7 protein-coding genes are annotated in these 6232 nt (G+C 32.2%); all 7 read left to right on the top strand.

The window, feature by feature from the left end:
- Positions 1-1343 (top strand): putative bifunctional diguanylate cyclase/phosphodiesterase (locus JCM14822_RS12630; protein ID WP_157047748.1); only part of this gene is annotated, 1343 nt, incomplete at its 5' end.
- A 57-nt stretch (positions 1344-1400) separates the two neighbouring features.
- Entirely contained in the window at positions 1401-1850 is a 450-nt protein-coding gene (locus JCM14822_RS12625; protein ID WP_054742742.1) for a hypothetical protein, read from the top strand.
- 166 nt (positions 1851-2016) lie between these two features.
- Entirely contained in the window at positions 2017-4446 is a 2430-nt protein-coding gene (locus tag JCM14822_RS12620; RefSeq protein WP_054742741.1) for a DUF6240 domain-containing protein, read from the top strand.
- A gap of 131 nt (positions 4447-4577) precedes the next feature.
- On the top strand, positions 4578-4790 hold the full coding sequence (locus tag JCM14822_RS12615) for a hypothetical protein (protein ID WP_054742740.1): 213 nt from the start codon (positions 4578-4580) through the stop codon (positions 4788-4790).
- A 22-nt stretch (positions 4791-4812) separates the two neighbouring features.
- Entirely contained in the window at positions 4813-4959 is a 147-nt protein-coding gene (locus tag JCM14822_RS20355; RefSeq protein ID WP_157047747.1) for a hypothetical protein, read from the top strand.
- Complete coding sequence (locus JCM14822_RS12610; protein ID WP_054742739.1) at positions 4934-5380, top strand: flagellar protein FliS; 447 nt, start codon at positions 4934-4936, stop codon at positions 5378-5380. Before JCM14822_RS20355 ends, JCM14822_RS12610 begins: the two co-directional genes overlap by 26 nt.
- A 24-nt stretch (positions 5381-5404) precedes the next feature.
- Positions 5405-6211 (top strand): flagellin N-terminal helical domain-containing protein, encoded by an 807-nt coding sequence (locus tag JCM14822_RS12605; protein ID WP_054742738.1) that lies wholly within the window; start codon positions 5405-5407, stop codon positions 6209-6211.
- The last annotated feature ends 21 nt before the right edge of the window (positions 6212-6232 follow it).

Genomic DNA, 6232 nt, shown 5'->3' with positions numbered 1-6232 from the left:
GCACATGTCGTGATATTACTAATTATAAATTAAGTGAGAAACAAGTTAAAAAACTAGAGTATTATGATGTTTTAACGGGATGTCTTAATAAGCAGACTTTTACAACACATATGAAGCGATATATTGAACTTAAAAAAGAAGGCGAAAAAGCTGCTATGCTATTTATTGATTTAGATGATTTCCAAAGGGTGAATGATATTTTTGGTCATGATGTAGGAGATGAAGTCTTAAAATATGTAGCGAGAAAACTAAGTGAAATTGCAAGGAATGGCAGTACTATGAGTCGGTTTGGCGGGGATGAATTTGTTGTTTGTGCCAATATTGAAGGATTAGAAGATGTAGAAGCATTAATACATGAGATTATGGCCATCTTTGAAGATGAAGTTATTATAGGAGAAAATGTAATTCATATGACTTGTAGTATTGGTGTGGCACTGTATCCTTTAGATGGAACTAACTGTGAAGTTTTACTTCAAAATGCAGATACAGCTATGTATAAGTCTAAGGAGCAGGGGAAAAATAGTTATAACTTTTACTCTGAAGATATGTCTATGGCTTTAGCGCGTAAGATGGAAGTAGAAGGAGCATTAAGAGAAGCTGTAGGAGGAAAAGAAGGATTATATTTGCAGTATCAGCCAATTGTTGAAACTGATACAAGAAGAACTATAGGGGCAGAAGCGTTGGTACGTTTAAAGTCGGAAAAAATAGGATTTATTTCGCCAAGAGAATTCATTCCTATAGCTGAAGAAAGTGACATTATTATAGGGGTAGGTGATTGGGTGATGGAAGAGGCACTTAAGGCACTGGGGAATTACTATAAACAAGGATATGACTATTTTAGTGTCAATATCAATGTATCAGCAGTACAGCTTCGTGAAATAGATTTTATGGAAAAACTTAAGAAATGTATACAGAAAGCAGATCTGCCACCTACATGTGTTAAGTTAGAGGTAACAGAGACCGTGTTAATGCAAAATTTGGAGGAAAATAAAAAGATATTTCATGAAGCTAGACAGATAGGAATAAAAATAGCCTTAGATGATTTTGGAACAGGATATTCATCACTTAATTATCTTCGCAATATTCCATTAGATGTACTTAAGATAGATAAAAGTTTTATTGATGAGATTACTGTAAGTAAGGAGCTTTCTGAAATTGTAGATAGTATCATTAATATGGCACATATATTAGGCATTGATGTCGTTGCAGAAGGGGTAGAAAGTGAGGAGCAGCTTGAAGTTTTGAGGCAAAAAAGATGTGACATGATTCAAGGGTATGTATTTAGCAAACCGCTTATGGAGGAAGAGCTTAGTAGGCGCTTGGAAATGGAAAAGATTAGCTAGACAAGAATAATGCTAAAGTGTAGACTAAAGAAGATAAAGTCAGATGGAGGATTAACAATGAAATTAGAATGCACAAAAGAAGAATTCAAAGTGCTTATGGATTTAGTATATGCAGGTAATTTGCTTATAAATGGGCCTAGAAGTAAAGAAGCACGTATCGAAAAATATTTAGATATGGAACAAAAAATGTTTGCTATGGCCAAGGAAGAGTTTGGACTTGAAGAGCTTGTTGAATATGATGAAGAATTTGAAGAGTATATGCCAACTCATGAATATGAAGAAGATGAGTTTAATGAGTATATTGATGAATATGACACTTCCGTATTCTGGGAAGAGTTAGTAATGCGTTTAGCGCGTCGTGATGCACTTAATTATGCAGGAGATGTAGATCAAAATGTTTCACCAGCTGCATTAAGACAAATGCAACTTAAATGGGAAGAACAATATGAAGAAGAAATTGCTGACAATGGCATCATGAATTTAAAAATAGTAAAAATAGAAGAGTAATAAAAAACAGATTACATGAAAGTGTAATCTGTTTTTGTTTTTCAAAAGGTTATTTTAAGTAAATATAAAAATTAGTAATTGTGCAAGGCTTATAAAGGAAATGTTATAGGCGGTCGACATAGAATATAGATAAATACGTTAAGAACAAGGCAAGAGGTGATAAGGGATGATTGATGCAGTAAAACAAGGGGTATGTAGTGTTTATGGGAACTATAATGTAAATAATACAGCTGAAAATATAAATAATATTAAAAGTCATCAAGTTAATAAATTTGATATAAAGGAACTATTAGCAGATATACAAGGGTGCACATATAACGAAGAAGATGTAAATGCTGTAGATGAAAAACTTATGGAGAGACTTAGAGAAAAGTTTGATTTAGAAAAAGAGGATGTGTATAAGCTTAAAAATAAAGGGTTTGATTTAGAAATGCTTTATGTGGAAGACTATAGTGGTTACATGAAAGATTCTAAGAAGAAATCAAGTAAAAGTGTTAGTGAAGATGATAAAGAAAGTTTGAAGCATAAAATAGAAACTATTAAAACTGGTTCTGATAATATGTATTTATCAGCTCTTGTAAGTCAAAAGGATATTACAATCAATAGTTTATATGAAAGTAATTTTAAAGGTAATTATAAAAAGAATGGCATTACATTTAAGGATGCGGATATAGATAATGTTTTAAATATGAACAAACTTGAAAACAATGAGCAAAATACATGGGCAGCTAAATTACTCTTAAGTCATGGTATGGATGTTAATGCAGAAAATGTAATGAAGCTAGATAATATTCAAACGATAGTAGATTCGTTAGATGATTTTATAGAAAATGAGAAGCGAATAGAAGAATTAGCAGGTGGTAAAGCAATTGGTGATCATTTGCTTTTAAAAGATGGCAAGATTGTATATGACTATGAAGGTATTAAAAGTTTAAAGAAAGATTTAGGACAAGTTACTGAAGAAGATATTAAAGAAGTTTTAGAAGAAGATAAAACGGTTAGTATTAAAAATTTAAAAGAAGTAATGCATAAAAATACGCAGTTGGCTTTGAATGGAAATGCCAAAACTAATGTTATTAGAGGAATAGTAACGCTTCAAGATGTGGAGGCAGTTAAAACACAAATTAATCAAATTAGAGCGAAACTTACAGTGGAAGCAGCTCAAAAAATTAGTGAAAAAATGCCTCTTGAAAGCTCTAGTTTAAGTAATGTAGTAGAAGAAATGTTAGTAGTAGAAAATGCTAAAATAGAAGAAGCATTAAAAGCAGTAGATTTAGAAGCAACGGCTGAAAATAAGGAAATGCTCCAAGATGTGCTGGAAACTAAAGTGCTTATGATGGATAGCTTAAGTTATACAATACATTTAGAAGTAGAAAGTGATGGAAATATTACTTTAGAACGGATAAATGGTGCACTTAAGGCTTATGGTGAAAATGAAAGTGTGGCAGAGACTAGATTTGGTGAAAGTATTAAAATTGTAGAAAACCAGATTGAAAAGTTACTTCAAAATCAAGGAATAGAAGCTACTGAAAAAACTATAGCCGCAGCTAAAGCGCTTATTACCAATAATTTAGAGGTAACACCAGAGCAAATAGAACAGGTGCTAGAAATTACAACCAAGATGGATGCTTTTATTGAAGACCTCACACCAGCTCTTGTAGCTGAATTTATTAAAGAAGGACTTAATCCTTATAAAGCGACAGTAGACAGCGTGTTAGAGTGGATGAGTACACAAAAAATACAAGCACTTAAAGGAAGTGTAGCTGAATCAATTGTAGCTTTAGAAGAACAAAGTTTATTAAATGATTCGCAAAAAGAAGCTCTATTAGGATTGTATCGTATTTTACAAGCTGTAGAGATGGATCGTGAGGAAATTGTAGGGTATTTATATAAAAATAATTTACCGCTTACAGTAGAACATTTACAAGAAGCTACTAAATATATATCAAGTAAAAATAAAACAAACCATGTTGAAGTAACAGTTGATGATAATTTTGGTGAAGTAAGTAGCAGGGAAGAGGCAAGAACAGCTAAAACAATGCTTGAAAAGGGATATGCACAAAATAACAAAGCAGTTTCTGTGGTACAGCTTATAGAAGGAATGGAATTGGATTTTGGAGATAACTATGAAAATAAGTTACAGAAGATTAATGCCTTCTTATATCCATTTATCAAGGAACAATTTAAAAATCATATGGGACAATTTGATGGTATGTCTACGCTGCCTGAAAGCTTTTTAGATAAGCTTGAATATATTAAAACGGCTAATCCAGAAGTTGTAGAAAATATGATGCAGAATAATATTCCTCTTACAGTTTCTAATATTTATTGGATGAATAAAATGAATGAAGAGCCTAATTTATATGGAGAACTCTTAAGAGAACATAATCTTTTAAGAGAAGAATTACAAGAGCATTTAGAAGAATTAGAGGAAGAGTTAGAAGCTTTAGAAGCTAAGGCTAAAGCAGGAAAAGAATTAGCCATTACTACAGGAGATATGAAGGCTTATAGAAACTATAAACAAATGGAGGAAGTTGTACATACACAAAACAACTCATTGAAAAAGATGGTGTTTATCAGATTCCATTTACAGTAAATGGTGAGCGGAAGTTAATCAATTTATATGTTCAAAAAGATAGTAAAACGACAGCTGAAGAGAGTAATAGTTTAAAAGCTGTTATTAGTTATGAAACTAAGCACTTAGGTAAGGTAACAGCCTATGTAGATATGAATGAAGACCGCCTTAGTTATCGTGTGCAAGGTGAAAGTGAAGCAACAACCCATAAATTACAGCAAAGTGAAGCTTATTTAAAAGGGCTGATAGAGTCTATAGGGTATGGTATATATAAAAGTGAATATGAAGTGGAAGGAAAAATAGATCACAATACACCTATAAATGTGATGAAAAAAGGTGAAAGTGCATTTGAAGAAATTGTTTAAACTAGGAAAGGGGTATTAATGAGTGGAAGAAAAGCAGAAAAAACAAGAGATAGAAGAAAAGAAAACTAATAAAAAACGCCCTAAAGACGATATACTAAGTATAGTAAAACAGTTTGTAGGATACTTTGAAGAGGTGGATAGAAATGAAAGAGACAATCACGGTATGTAGTGTAGTCAATGCCTCAAGGGGAGAACTTCTTTGTATTACATATGAACTTCTTCTAGAAAGAATCAAAAGCGCAGGGCAAAAAGAAGGAAAAGAGAGAAAAATAGAATCTAAGAAAGCTATTGAGATTATACAAATGTTAGTGGCAGATTTAGATTTCGAGATAGAAATTTCTAAAGAGTTATTTAAAATATATGTATATGTACAAGGGTTGCTTATTCAAAGTAAAACCAGTGAAGGATTTGAAGAAGCGTATAAATTAATAGAAAAATTATATACCGCATTTAAAGAAATTACTGAAAGAGAAGAACAAAGTAAGCCGAGTATGCAAAATGCAGAAGTTATTTATGCAGGAATGACATATGGTAGAAATAACTTAAATGAAATTAGTTTAGAGAGTAACAGAAGAGGGTTTGAAGCCTAATAATTAACGAAAGGAAAGTATAAAATGAAAATTAATCAAAATATGTCAGCACTTATAACAATTAATGCATTAAATAAGAATGAAAATGCAGCTAGTAAAGCTATGCAAAGATTATCATCAGGTCTTAGAATTAATTCGGCAAAAGACAATGCAGCGGGTCTGGCTATTGCTAATAAATTAGATACACAGGCTAGAGGCTTAAAACAAGCAAGTAGAAATGCTATGGATGGTATTTCTTTAGTGCAGACAGCAGAAGGAGCACTTAACGAAGTAAGTGATATGCTTGTGCGTTTAAAAGAATTAGTAACACAAGCGGGTAATGGAACTTTTATGGATGTAGATAAAGAAGCTATTCAAGCAGAGATGGATTCTCTAATCGAAGAGATTAATGCTATACAAGAAAAAACAGAATTTAATGAGCAAAAAATCTTAAGTGGCAATGGGAATTTAGTGATACAAATAGGTGCCAATGCAGATGAAAATATGATGATAGATGGAGAAAAGATTAATCTTTATCATACAACAAAGTATATCAATGGTTTAAAAGTAGATGATATAGATGGGCAAAAACGTGTAGAAGTTGCTATTGTGGAAACAGCTAGAATCAGAGGATACTTAGGTGCATACCAAAATCGTTTAGAACATACAACTGCTAATTTAGATGTAAGCGAAGAGAATATGACTAGTGCTTTCTCACGTATTAAAGATGCAGATATGGCAGAAGAGATGACCAGTTATACACAATATAATGTACTTGTACAAGCAGCGAACGCTATGCTTGCTCAGGCTAATCAACGACCACAACAAGTATTACAACTTTTAAATGCATAATAGAATTTGATGAGAAATGAG

It is taken from the genome of Cellulosilyticum ruminicola JCM 14822 (assembly GCF_001311925.1).
GTDB classification, from domain to species: Bacteria; Bacillota; Clostridia; order Lachnospirales; family Cellulosilyticaceae; genus Cellulosilyticum; species Cellulosilyticum ruminicola.
Note: the sequence above shows the minus strand (reverse complement) of the source record. Positions and strands in the feature narration are given on the sequence as shown.

Coding starts and splice junctions, on each gene's coding strand:
- JCM14822_RS12625 (WP_054742742.1), top strand. CDS start 1,401: ATGAAATTAGAATGCACAAAAGAAGAATTCAAAGTGCTTATGGATTTA.
- JCM14822_RS12620 (WP_054742741.1), top strand. CDS start 2,017: ATGATTGATGCAGTAAAACAAGGGGTATGTAGTGTTTATGGGAACTAT.
- JCM14822_RS12615 (WP_054742740.1), top strand. CDS start 4,578: ATGAATGAAGACCGCCTTAGTTATCGTGTGCAAGGTGAAAGTGAAGCA.
- JCM14822_RS12610 (WP_054742739.1), top strand. CDS start 4,934: ATGAAAGAGACAATCACGGTATGTAGTGTAGTCAATGCCTCAAGGGGA.
- JCM14822_RS12605 (WP_054742738.1), top strand. CDS start 5,405: ATGAAAATTAATCAAAATATGTCAGCACTTATAACAATTAATGCATTA.